Below are 18,648 nucleotides of genomic sequence, written 5' to 3'. Positions count from 1 at the left end.
TCTTGGGTGAGGCGCATTCCCGCGCCGTGCCGTGACATCGAGGTGTCAACAATATCTAGCGCGCCGGGACGGGGAAGTTCCAGCCCCCGCGGCTGCCGGCCTAGTCGAGCAGCAGTTCCACGATTGGCGGCCAGATCAGGAGGACCGAGAGCGCGAGGATCTGGATGCAGATGAATGGAAGGAAGCCCTTGAAGATATCCGTCAGCGAGATGTTCGGCGGCGCAACCGACTTCAGATAGAAGGCGGCTGGGCCAAACGGAGGCGACAGGAAACTGACCTGCATGTTCATACAGAACACCACTCCGAACCAGATCGCGACGTTCTTGGGTTCAAGTGTGCCGAGGAAGCCCAGTTCCTCTACCGGCAATTTCAGGACGATGGGCAGGAAGACCGGCATGATCAGTAACACTATGCCGACCCAATCCATGAACATGCCCATTATCAGAAAGATGAGCATCATTACCAAGATGATCGACATGGTCGGCATCTCGGCGCCGACGATCAGTTCAGCGACGAAACGTGGACCGCCCGCCAGGGTGTAGGCGGCAGCAAGGGACGCGGCGCCGATGGTGACCCAAATGATGGTCCCGGTCGACTTGAGAGTGCGCATTACGCTGTCCCAGACGATCTCGAACGTCATTTCTTTCCGGACAAGCCCGATCACGAACACGGCGATCGCGCCCATCGCGGCGGCCTCGGTGATGCCGGTGATACCGCCGTATATCGAGCCAAGCACGGTGCCGACGACGATGAAAGGCGCGTTGAGGCCCTTGCCGCGGTTCCAGCCTTCGCGGGAACGTTCGGCGCCGAACAGGAACTGGACGACGAAACCGACAACTACAACAACGATGAGTTTCAGTATTGTCGGCCAGTTTGCCTGCCACGCTGTCAGCCCATCGTCATCCAGCTTGGCGCCGCTCACCAGCGAAGTCACGAGCAGCAGGACAATGAATGCCAGCGCTACCCATGCGGCAAATCGAGTGAGCCACGCAATGAACATCAGGAACTTCGCGCCTGCCGTGGGATCGTCGGGGTTGGGCTCCGGCAACGGCGCTTTTTCCGGGCTCACTCGGGTTACGATCAGGATGTAGATGATGAAGAAAGACGCCAGCATGAAACCCGGCAGGAATGACGCTGTGAACAGCGCTTTGATCGAGGTTTCCGTGACCAAGCCATAGAAGATCAACACGATCGAGGGCGGGATCATCGTACCAAGCGAACCGGAGGCGCAGATCGTCCCGATTGCCAAATTCTGGTTGTAACCCAGCCGCAGCATCTGCGGCAGCGCGATCAGGCCAAGAAGTACCACTTCGCCGCCAATGATCCCGGACATCGCGGCCATGATGACCGCCATAATCGACGTAACCACGGCGATTCCGCCGCGAACGCGGCTAAGCCAGGCGTTCAGTGACTGGTACATGTCGCGCGCGATACCTGAGCGTTCAAGCAAAGCGGCCATGAAAATGAAAAGCGGGACCGAGATGAGCGAGTAATTCGTCATCTGGCGGTAAACGGATTGCCCCAGGACCGCGAGGGGACCGCGTCCGAAATTCGAGAACAGTAGCTCCGGCCCGAATTTCATCACCAACGTCATCACCGCCAGAAAAGCCGAGGCAAAACCCAAAGGCATACCGATGGCGAGCAACGCGAACATTGCCAGCAGCAGGATCAAGCTAAGGGTGCCGATATCAACCATTCTTCGGCTCCTCGCCCAGCGTGGCCTTGATGTTCTCGATCTCGGTTTCGTCTATCTCGTCGAGCGGCGAGTGATGGTCGGGCTCCTTGTTCCAGTCGGCGATCAGGTTGGAAAGCGCCTGGATGGACACTAGCGAGATGATCACCAGGATGCCTACTTTCATGGTCGACGGGAGTGGCGGATCCCAGGCGGTGCCGAATGTCTCCATCCGAAATATCTTGTCGCGCGCCTCGTTATAGCCGCCCCAGATCATGCAGATTGTGAAGATCCAGATGAACAGCACTGTCAGGCAGTCGGCCAACTTCTGCATCCAGCGGGGCATGATGTCGTAGATCACATAGATGCGGATATGGCTGCGCTGCTGCATGGCGTAGAGCCCGGCGAGCAGGAAGATGAAACCAGCGATCCAGAGCGATAACTCGTTCGCCCAGAGCGTCGGTTTTTCAAAGATGTACCGCGCGACCACCTCGTAGAACATGACAAGGACGGTCAGCAGGATCCCGATCATGGCCAGCCGTCCGCAGATCAGTGACAGAATGTCGAAGGGGCCCGTGGGCTCGATTTCTATCGAGCCGCGGCGGTCGGAAAGGTAAATGGACGTAAGCAACAGCGACAGTGTCAACGCTATAAGGGTCGCCGTTATCAGCGGTTTGTTTTTGGGCCGGATCATCTCGTACATGCCGGCGTCGCTGTATCCGAGTATTTGCCCGAGAATCAGGTAGCTGCAAAGCAAGAGTGTCAGCGCACTACATCCGATCATCGCCCAACGGACCGGCCCGCGAAGCGGTCCGAGCCAGACGCTATCATGTTCCATGGATGCCTCCCGGTCCCCGCGTTTTCCGCGGTGTCGAAAACGGCGAGCCCATTAACGGGCTCGCCGACATCGTGTAGGTCAGGACAACCGCCCGCCTCAGTTCATCTCGGACACGAGGCCGAGCTGCCTGAGGTAGGCCATATGGCTTTCGACCAACGCCTCGGCTTCCGGCGAGGAGGCAAACTCCGGCCAAGTCGCCTGAGCGGCGTCGCGGAACGCCTGCAGGTCGTCGTCGGACCAGGTGTGGATCTCGATGCCCTGCTCTTTGAGTTGGGCCACCGCTTCGGCATTAGCTTTTTCAAAGGTCAGTGCGGTGCGCAGAGCCAACGCTTCCATGGCCACCGACATGATGCGGCGGTGCTCTTCCGGCATCGCGTCCCAAACGGCTTTGTTGCACGCGAGGTGATCCGAGGGCATCGAATGGAAGCCCGGGAAGTTTGCGTGCCCGGCGATATCGTAAAGACCCATGCCCATGTTGTTGGCAATGCCCGAGGCGTCGGCGCCGTCAATGATACCTGTTTCAAGCGCGGTGAAGATCTCGGTGAAGTCCATCACGATCGGCGACGCGCCGAGCTTTTCGAAGATCTTGGTTTCCATACCCGGGGGCGAGCGGAACTTCCAATCCTTGAAGTCTTCGGCATTGCGGATCGGCTTGGTCGAGGCAAGAGATTCCTGCCCATAGACCCACCATCCGACCAGTTGCATGCCGTACTGGTTGTACAACTCCTGTGCCGCGTCGAGGCCACCGCCGTAGTACAGCCATGAAAGCTGCTGGTATGGTGTGGCGTATCCACCCATGATGTCGCCAACGAACTGGAACGCGGGGTTTTTACCGGTCTGGTATCCACCACCGGTCATGTCGCAGTCGAGAATTCCGTTCGCCGCCGCGTCGAAAGTTTCCACCGTCGCAACGACTGGCGACGAATAGAACATCTCGATGGCGATATCGCCACCCGACATAGTTTGCACGTTGTCAGCAAATTCCGCAGCCAGCTTACCCGAGACAGTTTCGGGCGCGTAGTGAGTCTGGATCCGCAGATTGGTGGTTTGCGCGATAGCCGTGCTGCCGGCAAGCGCAACCGCTCCGGCGGCGAATGCCGCCTTCAGAATAGTCTTCATTGTAGTCCTCCCTTTGGTCCTGCGCGTCCGGGTCCTCCCCCCTTCTGCGCCAACGCAAATCATTTGTAACAACCGATCACAGACCCGCCAACAGAAATTCTTCATTCCGCAAAATTTTGAAATTTCTTGGCTTTGTCAAAATTAATGTCTAAGAATGTTCAACCATTTACACAGGACCGGCTGAGTGAAACCCCAGACCCCAGAACTGATGACGATCCTGCATGATCGACTGACAATGGCGCATTATCGTCTTGGCGAGAAACTGCGACCCGCCCTGCTGGCCGAAGAGTTCAAGGTCTCCCCGAACACCGTCCGCGAGATCATGCTGCGACTGTCTGCGGTTGGGCTGCTGGAATACGAGGATCAGCGAGGATTTCGTGTCGCTGCCTCATCGGACCAGCGGCTCCACGAACTGACTGAATTCCGTATCCTGCTCGAACAACAAGGAGTCACACGCTCAATTGCCAATGGTGGCATCGAATGGGAGGCGCAGATGACCGCGGCGCATCACAAGCTGTCGCATATCGAGGCGCGGATTGCGCGGACCGACGACATACCGGCGCTGCTGCGGCCATGGAACGCCGCCGAACTGGAATATCATTTGTCGCTGATGGGGGCGGCGGAACTGCCGATCCTGCAACAGACATTTCGCAATGTCTATTCGATGTTCCGCCAACAGATCATTACGCCCGAACGCGGCTACAGTCATCACGGCAGCAATGTCGCCGAGCATCAGCGGATACTGGAAGCTGCCCTTGACCGGGACGCTTCAGCCTGCCGATCAGCGATCCGAGATCACCTGTCGCGAAATCTGCTGGCGAACGCGGCGGCGGCCTAGTCCATTCCCGGTAATTTGTGATCGGCATATTCCTGGCGGAGCGTCAGCTTCGACACCTTGCCGGTCGCCGTCAGCGGAAGCGAGTCCACGTAAATCACGTCATCAGGCAACTGCCATTTTGCCAGGTGCTCACCGAGATGGCGTAGCACGTCGCCGGTGTCAGGTGTGCATCCATCGGCAGGTACCGCCACAAGCACCGGGCGCTCGCCCCATTTCGGATGTGGGACGGCAATCACGGCGCAATTTGCGATCTGTTCATGAGCGAGCGCGAGATTCTCCACGTCTATCGAACTGATCCACTCGCCGCCCGACTTGATCAGGTCCTTTGTCCGGTCCGTGATACAGAGAAAACCGTCCGGCCTGATCGCAGCCACATCACCTGTTCCGAACCAGCCCTCGGCATCTAAGGCGCTTTCTTCGCTACGGTAATAGCCGGACATGACATTGTATCCGCGCACAAACAATTCTCCGACTGCCTTGCCATCGTGCCGCTGTCGGGTTCCATCCTCGTCCACGATCTTCATCTCGACGCCGAATGCGCGGCGGCCCTGGTAGGATTTCAATTTAAGGCGTTCCTCCAGCGGCAGAGCCTGCATGTTCGGCTCAAGCTTGGTCAAGGTGCCGATCGGCGACATCTCGGTCATGCCCCACGCGTGGATCACGTCGACACCCTTTTCCTCGAATGCTTCGATCAACGAGGGCGCAGCGGCAGATCCCCCAATCACCACCTCGCCGAAGCCCTCAGGCAGGCGGCCACGTTTGTTGATTTCGGCCATGAGCCCTAGCCAGACTGTTGGAACGCCCCACGCGGAGAACACGTTCTCCGCCTCCATCAGATCAAATAAAGACGCGCCGTCCAGATGAGGTCCCGGCATGATCAGAGACGCACCAGCCAGCGGAGTCGCGTGGGCAAGACCCCAGGCGTTTGCGTGAAACAGCGGCACCACTGGGAGAATTCGGCGGCCGGTATGCATCGCGTCCTGCGTTGCTACGCATACCATGAAGGCATGCAGGACCTGGCTGCGGTGAGTGTAGAGAGTGCCTTTAGGGTTTCCGGTAGTGCCCGAGGTATAGCAAAGCCCGGCTGCGGTATCCTCGGGAAGATCCGGCCATTCGTATCCGTCATCCTCCGCCGCCAGCAGCTCTTCATAGCATAACGCGCCGGGCAGCGAGGTGTCCGGCATATGTGCCCGGTCAGTCATGATAATATAGAGCATGCCCTTCGGAAAATGCGCCGCAAGCTTCTCTACCGCGGGAACAAAGGTCAAATCCAGGAACAGCGCCCTGTCCTCAGCGTGGTTGACGATGAAGATCAGCTGTTCCGCCGGCAGCCGCGGGTTGAGCGTGTGGCAGATCCCGCCAATGCCAGGAATACCGTAATATAGTTCCATGTGTCGGAATCCATTCCAGGCCAGCGTCGCCACACGATCACCTTCCCGGATTCCGATCGAAAATAGTGCCTTGGCCAGTTGGCGCGACCGCGCAGCCATCTCGCGATAGGTCTCGCGATGTATCCCTCCCTCCACGGTTGACGAGATAACTCCCTCGTCACCGTGGATATCTTCGGCATAGCTGAGGATATCCGCAACTCTTAGCGGACGGTTCATCATCTGGCCAAGCATAGCGTGCCTCCTCCGAAATTCGTTCTCCCTGGCGGTATGTTTCCTGTTGCGACAACGCGTTGCAACACAGAATGTTTCGGCCGATTGTTATTGGAGGTCGGCGCCTGCCGTTCCGCTAGGGTTCCGGCATCGTCGCTTGCATGGGTCATCTCTTCGATCGCGAGAACCGAGGTCTTTATCCGCGTTCCGTTGCACTCAGCCCGGCTTTGCCCGATACCTTCGCGGCAAAACGCCCCGGGAGGATTCATGGCTAACCCGCTCTACGACACGATGTTCGGACGGTACTCCGGCGCGCAAACCGTGTTTCTACAAATGCCGGATGGCCGCACTGTCACTCATGACGCTTTTCAACGCCAGGCCGCGCGCTATGCCCATGTGATGTCCGCTGCTGGGCTGAATCCAGGCGACCGGTTGGCCGTGCAGATCGCCAAGTCGCCAGAGAACCTCGCGGTCTACGCCGCATGCGTGCAATCTGGCATCATCTTTCTACCGCTGAACACCGCCTACACACCGGCCGAGGTCGAGTACTTCGTCAGCAATTCCGGCGCGAAACTGGTGCTATGCGACAGCTCAGCCGAAGCCCTGCTCGCGCCCATAGCGGCAACCAATGATGCGGCACTGATGACGCTCGACGCGAACGGCTCCGGATCGTTCACGAAAAAGGCCGAGGGACAGCCGGAAACCTTCGTGACGGTTGATCGAAATGCCGATGATCTTGCCGCGTTCCTTTACACATCGGGCACGACCGGACGCTCCAAGGGGGCTATGCTGACACAGGCGAACTTGCTCTCCAACGCAGAAGCGCTGCGGGATTACTGGAAGTTTACAGACAAAGACATTTTGCTGAACGCCCTACCCATCTTTCACACGCATGGCCTGTTCGTGGCTACGAACATCACTTTACTAGCCGGCGGCTCGATGCTCTTCCTGCCGAAGTTCGACATGGACGCGGTAATCGCCGCCCTGCCCCGTGCCACCTCGATGATGGGCGTTCCGACTTTCTACACCCGGCTGCTGGACGATCCACGTTTCGACCGGGATTTGGTCAAAGGCATGCGACTGTTCATCTCCGGCTCGGCTCCGCTTCTGGCCGAAACTCACCGCTTGTTCGAGGAACGCACCGGGCACCGCATCCTGGAACGATATGGGATGACCGAGACGAACATGAACACGTCGAACCCATATGATGGCGACCGCCGCGCGGGCACCGTTGGCTATCCGCTTCCTGGTGTGGACCTGAAGGTAACCGACCCGGATACCGGCGAGGAATTGGCGCCCGGCGAAATCGGCATGATCGAAGTGCGCGGACCCAACGTCTTCAAGGGCTACTGGCAGATGCCGGAAAAGACGAAGGAAGAGCTGCGCGAGAATGGCTTCTTCATTACCGGCGACCTGGGATTGATGGACGCTGACGGCTATGTACAGATCGTCGGACGCGGCAAAGACTTGATCATCTCTGGCGGCTTCAATGTCTATCCGAAGGAAATTGAACTGTTGATCGATGCCCTACCCGGTGTGAAAGAAAGCGCCGTGATCGGCGCGCCGCATTCGGATTTCGGCGAGAGCGTCGTCGCGGTTCTGGTGCCTGAGGCTGACACCACGCTTGAAACCTCCTGTATCGCCGATGCGTTGCGTGAAACTCTCGCCGGGTTCAAGCAGCCGCGTTGCTACGCCGTCGTTGAAGAGTTGCCGCGCAATACTATGGGAAAAGTGCAAAAAAGCACTCTTCGCGAGCAGTTTGCCCACGTCTTCAAGGGAGCCTGATTGATGCAGAGTACGTTGGTCCTGCACGATATCGACAGCGGCGAAGAAGTCGTCGCCTATGAAACAGACGATCTGATCGAAGCGCCGAACTGGTCGCCGTGCGGAACATTCCTGATAGTGAACGGCGGCGGGCTGATGTACCGGTTGGATCTGGACGGCACCGAGCTACAGCGCATCGACACGCGCGCCTGCACGCATTGCAACAATGACCATGGCATATCGCCGGACGGCACGATGCTCGCGATAAGCGACAATGCGGCACCCGGGGAGTCCTGCATCTATACCCTGCCCATTACTGGTGGCGAGCCGATGCGCGTGACGGAAAACGTGCCATCCTATTGGCACGGCTGGTCGCCGGACGGCGCTCGGTTGGCTTATACCGCAAGGCGAGACGGTGTTTTCCAGATTTTCACGATTCCGGTCGAGGGCGGCGAGGAGACGCAACTCACCGAGGGACCCGGACACCGCGACGGACCGGATTACACGCCGGGCGGTGATTGGATCTGGTTCAACTCCGATCACCATGGCGGGTTACCGGAGTTGTGGCGGATGCACTCGGATGGAAGTGCTCTACAGCGAATGACTGACGACGAGCGGGTGAACTGGTTCCCGCATCCTTCGCCGGATGGGCGGCACGTGCTATATCTAGCATATCGGTCGCATGTGACCGGCCACCCGCGCAGCGAGGATGTCGAACTTAGGGTCATGCCGTCAGAGGGCGGCCCACCTCGGACAGCCGCGGCTTTTCATGGCGGTCAAGGTTCGATCAATGTGCCTTGCTGGGCGCCCGACGGAAAACGTTTCGCCTACATGCGTTATTCTCGGGCGTGACACGCGGAATGTACGGAGCAATCTCCGTGACAGCCTTCGACATCCGACGGACTATTCAGATCAGTCCCGCGCGGTCGCCTTGGTGTAGCCCGCATCCTGTACTGCGGACAGGCCGCTCTGAAGCTCTTCGGTGGAACCGAAGGGCCCAGCCAGCAGCACTCTGTAATCGCCGCTGGATTTCGAAACCGTCGCCAAACGCAGTGGCAGGCCCAGACCTTTAAGATGGCTGGCGGCTTTGCGCGCAGCGCTTTCCGTAGAAAACAGCCCGACCCTCACGTAGCGCTTTGCCGACGCAACCGTGACAGGCGCTGTTACTGGCGTGGCGGGCTCAATGCCCTTCGTCGCCAAAACGTAAGTACCGTCAGACGCACGCGTGGCGGCAACGACGCGATAGTTCGAACCACCTCCCATGCGCAATTCGCGCGGTATGTCGGTCGTCCAAATGCCGCGCATCGCCATCAGCCCTTCATAGGTGCGATGACCACGATATGGATTCAGTCGGTCGTCTTCGAATGCAAACTCCCATCCTGCGGGTGGACGGAGCGGAAAGGGCTTCGGCACATGAATAACGTTGGATCCATCTCCGCGCCGATCGGCGACTAGGGCGTCTGCCGGCAAGCAGACGACAATGAGGCCGTGGCTCTTCACCCAGCCCTGCGCCTTCGACGAGAGGCTCGGGCAAGCGGTGGTGAGAGTCCCACGAGTTGAAAACACAAAATTGGCCGGTCGCGCCGCAACCGGCGCCGAAACGACAGCCGGTGAGACGGGCAGGTTCACAACCTCCGGTTCAGGAAGTGTGAAAAGCTGCTGTTCTGGCAAGAGCGACGATGCCGTCAGATCCGGCGACGTCACGGCACCAGCATAAGCATGCTCCGTTGCCGGCATCGTCGGATCGAGACCACAAAGCGCCTCTCGCTCACTGGTCAATCGTGGCACCCAAGCCGTGGCACCATTGTAGCCTGCGCGCACGAAGACGCACCCGCGGCTATCGACATATTGAGTACCGTCGAAATCCGCCGGCGGAGTTTCCACCGGGCCATCAGCGACGCCAGCTGTTTGTGCAGTGGAGCCTCCCGCCAAGAGCGCCAGGCATATGACACCGGCCGGAATCGTCCGAAATCGCATAATCATCTGGTCCTCAACGCAATTTATCCTTCGGCAGGATGCATCAGAAGCATCCGCCGGTAAAGAGGCGCAACCGGCTATTTCGTGCCGAACATCCGGTCCCCGGCATCGCCTAGACCCGGCACAATATAGCCTTTCTCATTCAGCTTCTCATCCAGAGCAGCGGTGACGATGGGCACGTCCGGATGCGCCTCCTTCATTCGCGCGACACCTTCCGGCGCAGCGAGCAGACAGAGAAAGCGTATATCCTTTGCACCTGCTTGTTTCAGCAGGTCGACGGCGGCGGCGGAGCTGTTGCCAGTGGCAAGCATCGGATCGACCGCGATGACAAGTCGTTCGTCGAGACCGTCGGGAACCTTGAAGTAGTATTGTACTGGTTGGAGTGTTTTCTCGTCCCGATAGAGCCCCACAAAACCAACACGAGCCGCCGGAATCAGTTCGAGCACGCCGTCGAGCAAGCCGTTTCCGGCCCGTAGGATCGAAATCAGGGCCATCTTCTTACCTTCGATGACCGGTGCGTCCATTTCGGTGAGAGGCGTTTCGATGCGTTTGGTCGTCATTGGCATCTCGCGCGTGATTTCATAGGCGAGCAAAAGACTTATCTCGCGCAGGAGTTGCCGAAATGATTTCGTCGATGTGTCCTTGTCGCGCATGATAGTCAGTTTGTGTTGTACCAGCGGATGGCGAACGATCGTCAGGTGGTCATACATCGGCAGGCTCCAGTTGCTTGAGTATCCGCGTGCGGGTGTTTTCGTCGCAGAAGGCAGCGTTGATGGCGTCCGTCGCCAGTGCACCGAAATCGCCCTCTTCCCAACCGAAAGTCTCGGCCAGTCGGTCATACTCACGCGCCATCGTGGTGTGAAAAAACGGTGGATCGTCGGTGGAGACAGTGACCTTCACGCCTCGCTCCCGTAGCTTCTGAATAGGGTGATCGGACCAATTCGGGTACACGCCAAGAAAGACGTTCGAACCGGGGCAAACCTCCAGCACGATGCCTTCCTCAGCAAGTTTATCCACAAGGCCCGGGTCCTCAATCGCGCGGACGCCGTGACCAATGCGCGAAGGCCGCAGATCGCTCAGCGTATTGCGCACACTGTCAGCGCCGCCCCACTCGCCGGCATGGACGGTGATGCCGAGCCCGGCCTCGCGCGCCATGTCGAAGCTGTAGGCGAAATCGCCGGGCTTTCCTTTCAGTTCGTCGCCTGCCATGCCGAAACCCACCAGCCAATCGCCCGCCGTCTCGGCCGCGCATAGCGCGGTTTCTTTCGCCTTTTCGGGTCCGAAGTGCCGGATGCAGGTAACGATGCCCCGCAGGGTGATACCCATTGTCCGCTCTGCCTCGTCCGCCGCTTCACGGATCGCCGCGAGATACTCGCGCCAAGCCGCCAAATCGCGGCCGCCGCAAAAGTCGGGGCTGAGGAAGGTTTCCGAATAGATTACTCCGTTTGCAGCGCTTTCCTCGAGCACGGCGAGTGTAAGGCGGTGATAGTCCTCGGGGGAGTGCAGCGTCGATGTGGCAGCCTCGTAGATTTCGAGAAAATGCCAAAAATCCACATAATCATAGGTACCGGCGGGCTTGAAGATGCCGGAGATGTCCAGGTTCTTCTCTTTCGCCAACCCGGCAATGAAAGCAGGCGGCGCGGCGCCTTCGAGATGCAGGTGAAGTTCGACTTTCGGCAGGTCCTTCAGGCTCACAGGAATGACCTCCCGGGGCCGTGGGCGGGGATGCCGAGATGCGCGGCGATGGAGGCGGCGACGTCGGCAAAGGCCACCTGGCTGATGTCGCGCTGGCCGAGGCCATGACCCACCACGGGCACCCGTTCGCGGGTATGGTCGGTTCCGGCCCAGGTGGGATCGTTTCCGTGGTCGGCGGTGAAGAGCGCGAGGTCGCCGGCTTTCAGGTACCCCAGGAAGCGTGGCAGCGCGGCGTCAAACCACTCCAGCGCGCGCGCATAGCCGGACACGTCGCGGCGGTGGCCGTAGAGGCTGTCGAATTCGACGAAGTTCGCGAAGGTAAAGGAACAGTCGGGGCCTTCGGCGGCGAAATCGCAAAGATGTTCGAAGAGGGCAAGATCGGCGCCCTTGCGGACCTCGTCGATGCCCTGCATCGAGAAAATGTCCCCGATCTTACCCACAGCCTGAACTCGGCCGCCCGCGTCCTGCACCCAGTCGCAGATCGTCGGGCTGGGTGGCGCGATGGCGTAGTCCTTGCGGTTGGTGGTGCGGGTGAACCCGTCGGCCTCTGTCCCGACGAAAGGCCGGGCGATGACCCGACCGACCTTCATCGCGTGGAGCGTGGGCGCGAGGCGCTTGCAGAGGTAGAGAAGGCGTTCGAGGCCAAAATGTTCCTCATGCGCGGCTATCTGGAAGACGCTGTCGGCGGAAGTGTAGCAGATCGGCCAGCCGGTGCGGATGTGGTCAGCCCCAAGTTCGGCCACGATGGCAGTGCCGGACGCATGACAATTGCCGAGGATGCCGTCAGTTGCGGCGATATTGCAGACTTTGGCGACCAGGTCTTCTGGAAAACAGGGCTGGATGTCGGGGAAATAGTGCCAGTCCCAAGGCACTGGTACTCCCGCCAGTTCCCAATGTCCGGACGGCGTATCCTTGCCCGGCGATACCTCTGTCGCGGCCCCCCAAAGACCTTGCGGCGTCGCGTCGAGCCCGGGCGTTTCCGCGCCGCTGGCGAGCCGGATCGCCGCACCGAGGCCGAGGGCATCCAGATTTGGTAGTGTTAACGATCCGGTCCGACCTTCTTCCGCTCTTCCCTCAGCGCAGCACTGTGCGATATGAGCCAACGTGTTCGATCCCTCGTCGCCAAAATCCGCCGCGTCCGGCGCGCCGCCGCAGCCGACGGAGTCCAGGACTATGAGGAAGGCACGCGGCATCAGGGTACACTCCTGTAGACCGTGGGTGGGAGATCAGGCACCTCTTCACCAATGGAAAACGCGGACGCAAGCGCGGAGATGGCCTCTGCCGCGTCATCTTCGTTTGCGGCATGGACTACGGCCAGCGGCGCACCCGCATCCACAGGATCACCCAGCATCGCGATGTCTGAGAGGCCGACAGACGGATCGATACGATCACCGGAGATCATCCGCCCACCGCCCAAGCGAACAACTGCATTTCCCAGCGCCTCGCCATCGACCCCGACAAGAAAACCGGTCTCCGGCGCCGGAACGGTTGCAAAGACAGGAGCGGAAGGCAACCTGTCACGCCATCGATCAACGAAATCAGCCGGTCCGCCCATCGCGGTAATCATCCGGCCGAACCGTTCGGCGGCGGCCCCGGTGCCGATGGCCTGCAGCACCATCTCGGCCCCTTCGGCGCGGGTCTCGGCCATATCAGCCAGGCGAAGCATCTCGCCACCAAGATCGGCTGTCAGGTCGCAGATCAGATTGGCGGTATCGCCCCCAGCCAGCGCCTCCATTACCTCGATAATTTCCAGCGCGTTGCCAACCGCGGGAACACAGGGCTGGTTCATGTCGGTGATCAATGCCGAGGCAGCGCAGCCGGCACCATTGGCGGTGGAAACCAGTGCCTCGGCCAACGCCTCGGCTTCCGCCATCGACTTCATGAATGCGCCTGAGCCGACCTTGACGTCCAGGACCAACGCCTCCAATCCGGCCGCCAGCTTTTTTGACAGGATCGAGGCAGTGATGAGATCAATTGACTCCACTGTCGAAGTAACATCGCGCACCGCATAAAGCCGGCGGTCGGCGGGGGCGGTATCCGCCGAAGCGGCGACGATAGCGCAGCCGGCCTCTTCGGCAATCGCGCGAAACTTGGCCTCGGACATCTCGGTGCTGAGCCCCGGAATCGCTTCCAGCTTGTCGAGTGTGCCGCCTGTGTGGCCAAGTCCACGGCCCGAGACCATTGGCACGAAGGTGCCAAGCGCTGCCATCGCAGGGGCCAACAGAAGCGAGACGCAATCCCCAATTCCGCCGGTAGAATGCTTGTCGAGCACAGGTCCGGGCAAATCCCAGTCTAGCACGTGACCACTGTCTCGCATCGCGAGTGTCAATGCCACGCGTTCTTGTTCGGTCCGCGGCTGCAGGCACAAAGCCATCGCGAATGCGCCGGCCTGCGCATCTTCGACCGCACCTGTGGCCAGGCCCTCTGCGAACCACGAAATGTCTTCGTCTGTCAGGGGTTCGCCCCGGCGCAACCGCGCGAGGATGCCGCGCGCGTCCACGGTTCAGCCCTTGTCCATCGCGGCGGCGTTGAATGCACCCGGCAGCAGGTCACGCACGGTAATACCCTGGGTTAGGCCAGAAGTCGTAGCCAGTGTAACTACCACGTCCTGCTTGGCAAATTCCGCAATCTTCTGGCGGCAACCACCACAGGGCGCTACTGGTTCGGAACTATCGGCGATAACCGATAGCTCTGCGATCTCGGTCTCTCCTGCGGCAACCATCGCAGCGATGGCTCCGGCCTCGGCGCAGGTGCCTTCCGGATAGGCCGCGTTCTCGACATTGCAACCAGTATAGACATTGCCCGAGAGTGTCCGCAGCGCCGCGCCGACCTTGAAACCGGAATACGGGGCATAAGCGTTTTCGCGAACCTTTGCGGCATCTTCCAGCAACGACATGGGCGGGCCTTTCCGTTTCGGACCAGCCTGCTGCGGCGGAGGTCGAAGCGCAAGACCAGAAGCACCGAGAGCAACATGATCCGGCGGAGTACGACTCTGACGATGGCCAGAGTTGGTTCACGCTATGTAGCACGGCCTCATGCAGTAGCAGTCGCCCGGATGACCGCGGTTATCTAAACCGTTGAATCGACGAACTGATGACCAACAAGCAATCTGTGAAGCTGAAAAACTGGCGGAAGAAACTGACGCGTCGTTCTCCGGCAACCTGACCGCTGCAGTAGCCGATGAGGGCAACACCCAACAACGCTATCAGCAAAGTTCGTTCAAACGCTTGCTGCATTGCGGCGTATTCACCCCGTTTCGGCCAACTGGAAATCTGGGTAAGGAAGCCTCGAAGCCGTTACGGGGAAGAGGCCGTGTCAGAACAACACAGCGATGCGTTCCGCCAGAACGCACTGTCATACCACGAGAATCCAAAGCCTGGGAAACTAGAGGTTCGCGCCACCAAGCCATTGGCTAATGGGCGCGATCTGTCGCTTGCCTATTCCCCCGGCGTTGCCGAAGCTTGCCTTGAAATCAAGGCAGATCCGCAAACTGCGAGCCGGTATACCGCGCGCGGAAACCTCGTTGCCGTCGTTTCGAACGGTTCGGCCGTGCTGGGCCTGGGGAACATCGGGGGGCTCGCCTCGAAACCCGTGATGGAAGGCAAGGCGGTCCTGTTCAAGAAGTTCTCGAATATCGACTGCTTCGACATCGAGCTGAATGAACCCGATCCGGAAAAACTGGCCGATATCATCTGCGCACTCGAGCCGACCTTCGGCGCAATCAACCTTGAAGACATTAAGGCGCCGGATTGCTTCATCGTGGAAAAGCTGTGCCGTGAGCGAATGAATATCCCCGTCTTCCACGACGATCAGCACGGAACAGCCATTGTGGTGGGAGCGGCGGCCACCAATGCGTTGCGTGTCGCCGGCAAGTCAGTCGAGGATATCAAGATCGTCTCGACCGGCGGCGGGGCAGCAGGGATTGCCTGCCTGAACATGCTGCTGAAGCTGGGCGTGAAACGCGAAAACGTCTGGCTCTGCGACATCCACGGCTTGGTCCACGAGGGCCGTGACGTGGACATGAACCCGCAAAAGGCGGCCTATGCCCAGCCTGGCGGAGCGAAGACGCTGGATGACGTGATTGGCGGCGCGGACATGTTCCTGGGCCTCTCCGGACCAAGGGTGCTGCAGCCAGAGATGGTTGCGAAGATGGCCGACCGACCTATCGTATTTGCCCTCGCCAACCCGACGCCCGAAATTCTGCCCGAGTTGGCGCGTGAAGCCAAACCGGACGCGATCATTGCCACCGGACGCAGCGACTACCCGAACCAGGTCAACAACGTCCTCTGTTTCCCTTTCATATTCCGCGGCGCGCTGGATGTAGGCGCGACCGAGATCAACGACGAGATGCAGATCGCCTGCATTGAAGGAATCGCCGCGCTGGCCCGGGCCACGACGAGCGCCGAGGCCGCTGCAGCCTATCAGGGCGAGCAACTTACCTTTGGGGCCGACTACCTGATCCCGAAACCCTTCGACCCCCGACTGATCGGCGTTGTCGCCTCTGCCGTGGCAAAGGCAGCAATGGCGTCAGGAGTGGCAACCCGTCCACTCGAAGACCTTAATGCATACAAAAGCCGCCTCGACGGGTCGGTCTTCCGATCCGCCCTGATCATGCGCCCGGTTTTTCAGGCTGCTGCAACCGCTAAGCGCAATATCGTCTTCGCCGAAGGAGAGGACGAACGCGTGCTCCGCGCCGCCAATGCGATGATCGAGGAAACCACCGATACACCCATTCTGATCGGCCGGCCCGAGGTGGTGGAAACCCGCTGCGAGCGTGCGGGCCTTTCGATCCGCCCCGGCAGAGACTTCGACCTGGTCAATCCCGAGAACGACCCGCGCTACCGCGAATACTGGGAGACCTATCACCAGATCATGGCTCGCCGAGGTGTAACGCCGGATCTCGCCCGCGCGATAATGCGCACGAACACTACGGCCATCGGCACCGTCATGGTGCATCGGGGCGAGGCCGACAGCATGATCTGCGGTACATTCGGCCAGTATGGCTGGCACCTGAATTACATCCGCCAGGTGCTGGCGACCCGGCACCTGCACCCGGTCGGCGCGCTCTCGCTGATGATCCTCGAGGACGGCCCGCTGTTCATTGCTGACACGCAAGTACATCAGACGCCCTCGGCCGAAGAGATCGCTGAAACCGCGATTGGCGCCGCTCGCCATGTTCGCCGCTTCGGCGTCGAACCCAAGATCGCACTGTGTTCGCATTCGCAATTCGGCAATCTCGACAGTGAAAGCGGCCGCCGAATGCGCCGCGCGCTGGAGCTTCTGGAGGAGTATCAGGCCGACTTTGCCTTCGACGGCGAAATGCATGTCGATTCAGCGCTGGATCAGGAACTCCGCGACCGCCTCCTTCCGGGCAGCCGCTTCGACGGAGCAGCCAATGTGCTGATCTTCTCGTCCTCCGACGCGGCGAGCGGTGTGCGCAACGTTCTCAAGATGAAGGCGAACGGGCTGGAGGTTGGACCGATTCTCATGGGCATGGGCAACCGCGCCCATGTCGTGACCCCTTCGATCACCGCCCGCGGACTGTTGAACATGTCCGCCATAGCAGGCACGCCAGTGGCGCATTACGGATAGCACGGCAACTGCCGTCGCGTCACTGGAACGGTTCGATCGGCTCTGAATTTTTCGTTCCTATGCAAAAGGTTACCTGCCGAAATCGGTAGCTTTCGGTCGCGCCATCTTCACCCTATCTGCTTCGTGGGGGCCATCTTTCGAGGACAAGAAAATGGGCACGGCAGGCGCCTTCAGTATACCTTTTGGCGACATCGCGTTTCTGGCGATTACCTTCGGCATCTTCATGCTGGTGCGGGTAATCTAGCAAGCAGCGACACACACGAGCTTGCACTGCGTCCGGAGTTATTGTGACCTTTCACGTAAGCCGGAGCAGGCAAGATTGTGATTTCTAATTGGGCCACTACAACGACGGATGCACAAACCGAGATCCGGTTATCTCCATTCTGTATCAAAACAACCAGTTTCTGATTGGTAACCACTGCCCAGTACAGGATTTCACTCCTGATTTAATGGATTTCCGGCATAGTAAAGAAATGCCGGTAGTGCCGACATTGCCACACTGGTCAGCCCACTTGTTAACTTTGCGCTTCAAAACCTTCAATCTTGGGCGATATTTCGGCTATGATCGATCCAAATCAAAACGATAAATCGAGCATCGAATGAAACAGGTCATCAGCGTTTTTACGCTTTCTGCTGCGGTTGCTCTGCCCATGGCTACGAACGCGCAGGACTGGAACAACACCGTTACACTCGGCGTTGGCGGCGGCAATCTTTCCGACGGCAATGGCGAGGTTGTCTTCTACACGCTCGACGCATCCGGGGACGTTTCATACCGCTCCGGCTTTGTACTTGAATATGATCTGAGCCTTTTGAGGGCGGAACCAGGCGACATCACCGGCGATACGGACGGATCCATGATCGGGCTGGCACCACGTTACCGCTTCGGCAGCGGTTTCTCGGCCGGAGCTTATCTGGAGAATGCGACGGTCGCGGCGACAGGCCTCTCCATCGACACGGAGGCGACCTCCTACGGCCTCACCGCCGGATATGAAACCGGCCCTTGGTCTTTCAGCGCGTTTTACGGCATTTCGGACACCGAGGGCGCCCTGCCCGACGGGTCCGATGTCACCGATTACGGACTCGGGTTGACTTACATCCTGTCGGACCGCGTGACGCTGGCCGCAAACACCATTCAGACTCGTGCGGATACCAGTGGCGGGGACGGCGATGCTGACCTCTATCAGTTCGCCGCAACCTACCAGATTAACCAGTCTTGGGGTCTGTTCGGTGGGGCGAGTTTCGGTTCGGTCGACACCCCGACCGAAGACGGAGATATCAGCACGTTCGGCATCGGCGGCAGCTACTATTTCGGCGATACCTTCAAGGTCCCACTGACCGCCAGCCTGGAATACGCGCGGTCGAACCTGGATTCTTCGCTTGGCGACGGCGAAATGAACACGGTTCGATTCGGCCTGACGATCCCGCTGTCGGGCTCCGGAACCTACCTTCCGCTGAACTCGGTGGCCGGTGGCGTTATCAATAGCCGTCGCAGCGCGATCAGTTCAGGCGCCGTGTCGGCATTCTGACAGTCTGACTGCCAGCCTGCATCGCG

General features: G+C 59.6%; 15 protein-coding genes. 5 read left to right on the top strand and 10 right to left on the bottom strand.

What is annotated here, in order from left to right; all coding sequences use genetic code 11:
• Window positions 1-100: 100 nt before the first annotated feature.
• The 3 genes from HCO70_RS13340 to HCO70_RS13330 all read right to left on the bottom strand — a co-directional run bounded on the left by HCO70_RS13340 (window position 101) and on the right by HCO70_RS13330 (window position 3,629).
• Complete coding sequence (locus HCO70_RS13340; RefSeq protein WP_172296898.1) at window positions 101-1,696, bottom strand: TRAP transporter large permease subunit; 1,596 nt, start codon at window positions 1,694-1,696, stop codon at window positions 101-103.
• Window positions 1,689-2,510, bottom strand: a complete 822-nt coding sequence (locus HCO70_RS13335) for a TRAP transporter small permease subunit (RefSeq protein WP_172296896.1) — start codon at window positions 2,508-2,510, stop codon at window positions 1,689-1,691. The genes HCO70_RS13340 and HCO70_RS13335 overlap by 8 nt, the downstream gene beginning before the upstream one ends.
• Before the next feature lie 96 nt (window positions 2,511-2,606).
• Complete coding sequence (locus HCO70_RS13330) at window positions 2,607-3,629, bottom strand: TRAP transporter substrate-binding protein (RefSeq protein ID WP_172296894.1); 1,023 nt, start codon at window positions 3,627-3,629, stop codon at window positions 2,607-2,609.
• 184 nt (window positions 3,630-3,813) lie between these two features.
• Here HCO70_RS13330 and HCO70_RS13325 point away from each other — a divergent pair, with 184 nt between their 5' ends.
• A complete protein-coding gene (locus HCO70_RS13325) occupies window positions 3,814-4,467 on the top strand; it encodes a GntR family transcriptional regulator (protein WP_172296892.1) in 654 nt (217 codons plus the stop codon).
• Here HCO70_RS13325 and HCO70_RS13320 read toward each other — a convergent pair.
• A complete protein-coding gene (locus HCO70_RS13320; RefSeq protein ID WP_172296890.1) occupies window positions 4,464-6,089 on the bottom strand; it encodes a long-chain-fatty-acid--CoA ligase in 1,626 nt (541 codons plus the stop codon). The two genes, HCO70_RS13325 and HCO70_RS13320, sit on opposite strands and share 4 nt — an antisense overlap.
• Before the next feature lie 246 nt (window positions 6,090-6,335).
• Between HCO70_RS13320 and HCO70_RS13315 the strand changes: the two genes are divergently transcribed.
• Window positions 6,336-7,853: a malonyl-CoA synthase gene (locus tag HCO70_RS13315; RefSeq protein WP_172297421.1), complete on the top strand. Its 1,518-nt coding sequence runs from the start codon at window positions 6,336-6,338 to the stop codon at window positions 7,851-7,853.
• Between the two features lie 15 nt (window positions 7,854-7,868).
• Complete coding sequence (locus tag HCO70_RS13310; RefSeq protein ID WP_253913274.1) at window positions 7,869-8,684, top strand: hypothetical protein; 816 nt, start codon at window positions 7,869-7,871, stop codon at window positions 8,682-8,684.
• 60 nt (window positions 8,685-8,744) lie between these two features.
• On the opposite strand, the gene HCO70_RS13305 is transcribed toward HCO70_RS13310, so the two are convergent.
• The 6 genes from HCO70_RS13305 to HCO70_RS13280 form a co-directional block, all read right to left on the bottom strand.
• A complete protein-coding gene (locus tag HCO70_RS13305; RefSeq protein ID WP_172296886.1) occupies window positions 8,745-9,815 on the bottom strand; it encodes an SPOR domain-containing protein in 1,071 nt (356 codons plus the stop codon).
• Window positions 9,816-9,886: 71 nt separating this feature from the next.
• The gene (upp, locus tag HCO70_RS13300; protein WP_172296884.1) at window positions 9,887-10,519 is read right to left on the bottom strand and encodes a uracil phosphoribosyltransferase; all 633 of its coding nucleotides are present in this window, start codon (window positions 10,517-10,519) and stop codon (window positions 9,887-9,889) included.
• The gene (locus HCO70_RS13295) at window positions 10,512-11,504 is read right to left on the bottom strand and encodes an adenosine deaminase (RefSeq protein ID WP_172296882.1); all 993 of its coding nucleotides are present in this window, start codon (window positions 11,502-11,504) and stop codon (window positions 10,512-10,514) included. Before HCO70_RS13295 ends, upp begins: the two co-directional genes overlap by 8 nt.
• The gene (locus HCO70_RS13290) at window positions 11,501-12,697 is read right to left on the bottom strand and encodes a phosphopentomutase (RefSeq protein WP_172296880.1); all 1,197 of its coding nucleotides are present in this window, start codon (window positions 12,695-12,697) and stop codon (window positions 11,501-11,503) included. The genes HCO70_RS13295 and HCO70_RS13290 overlap by 4 nt, the downstream gene beginning before the upstream one ends.
• Window positions 12,697-14,004 (bottom strand): thymidine phosphorylase, encoded by a 1,308-nt coding sequence (locus tag HCO70_RS13285; protein ID WP_172296878.1) that lies wholly within the window; start codon window positions 14,002-14,004, stop codon window positions 12,697-12,699. The genes HCO70_RS13290 and HCO70_RS13285 overlap by 1 nt, the downstream gene beginning before the upstream one ends.
• A gap of 3 nt (window positions 14,005-14,007) precedes the next feature.
• The gene (locus HCO70_RS13280; protein WP_172296876.1) at window positions 14,008-14,400 is read right to left on the bottom strand and encodes a cytidine deaminase; all 393 of its coding nucleotides are present in this window, start codon (window positions 14,398-14,400) and stop codon (window positions 14,008-14,010) included.
• Window positions 14,401-14,816: 416 nt separating this feature from the next.
• On the opposite strand from HCO70_RS13280, the gene HCO70_RS13275 reads away from it, so the two are divergent.
• Window positions 14,817-17,096: an NADP-dependent malic enzyme gene (locus tag HCO70_RS13275; protein ID WP_371742215.1), complete on the top strand. Its 2,280-nt coding sequence runs from the start codon at window positions 14,817-14,819 to the stop codon at window positions 17,094-17,096.
• Window positions 17,097-17,746: 650 nt separating this feature from the next.
• Window positions 17,747-18,622: a porin gene (locus HCO70_RS13270; RefSeq protein WP_216665424.1), complete on the top strand. Its 876-nt coding sequence runs from the start codon at window positions 17,747-17,749 to the stop codon at window positions 18,620-18,622.
• The last annotated feature ends 26 nt before the right edge of the window (window positions 18,623-18,648 follow it).

This window comes from Pseudoruegeria sp. HB172150, from assembly GCF_013184805.1.
GTDB lineage: Bacteria > Pseudomonadota > Alphaproteobacteria > Rhodobacterales > Rhodobacteraceae > Psychromarinibacter.
This window is presented reverse-complemented; position numbering and strand designations above follow the sequence as displayed.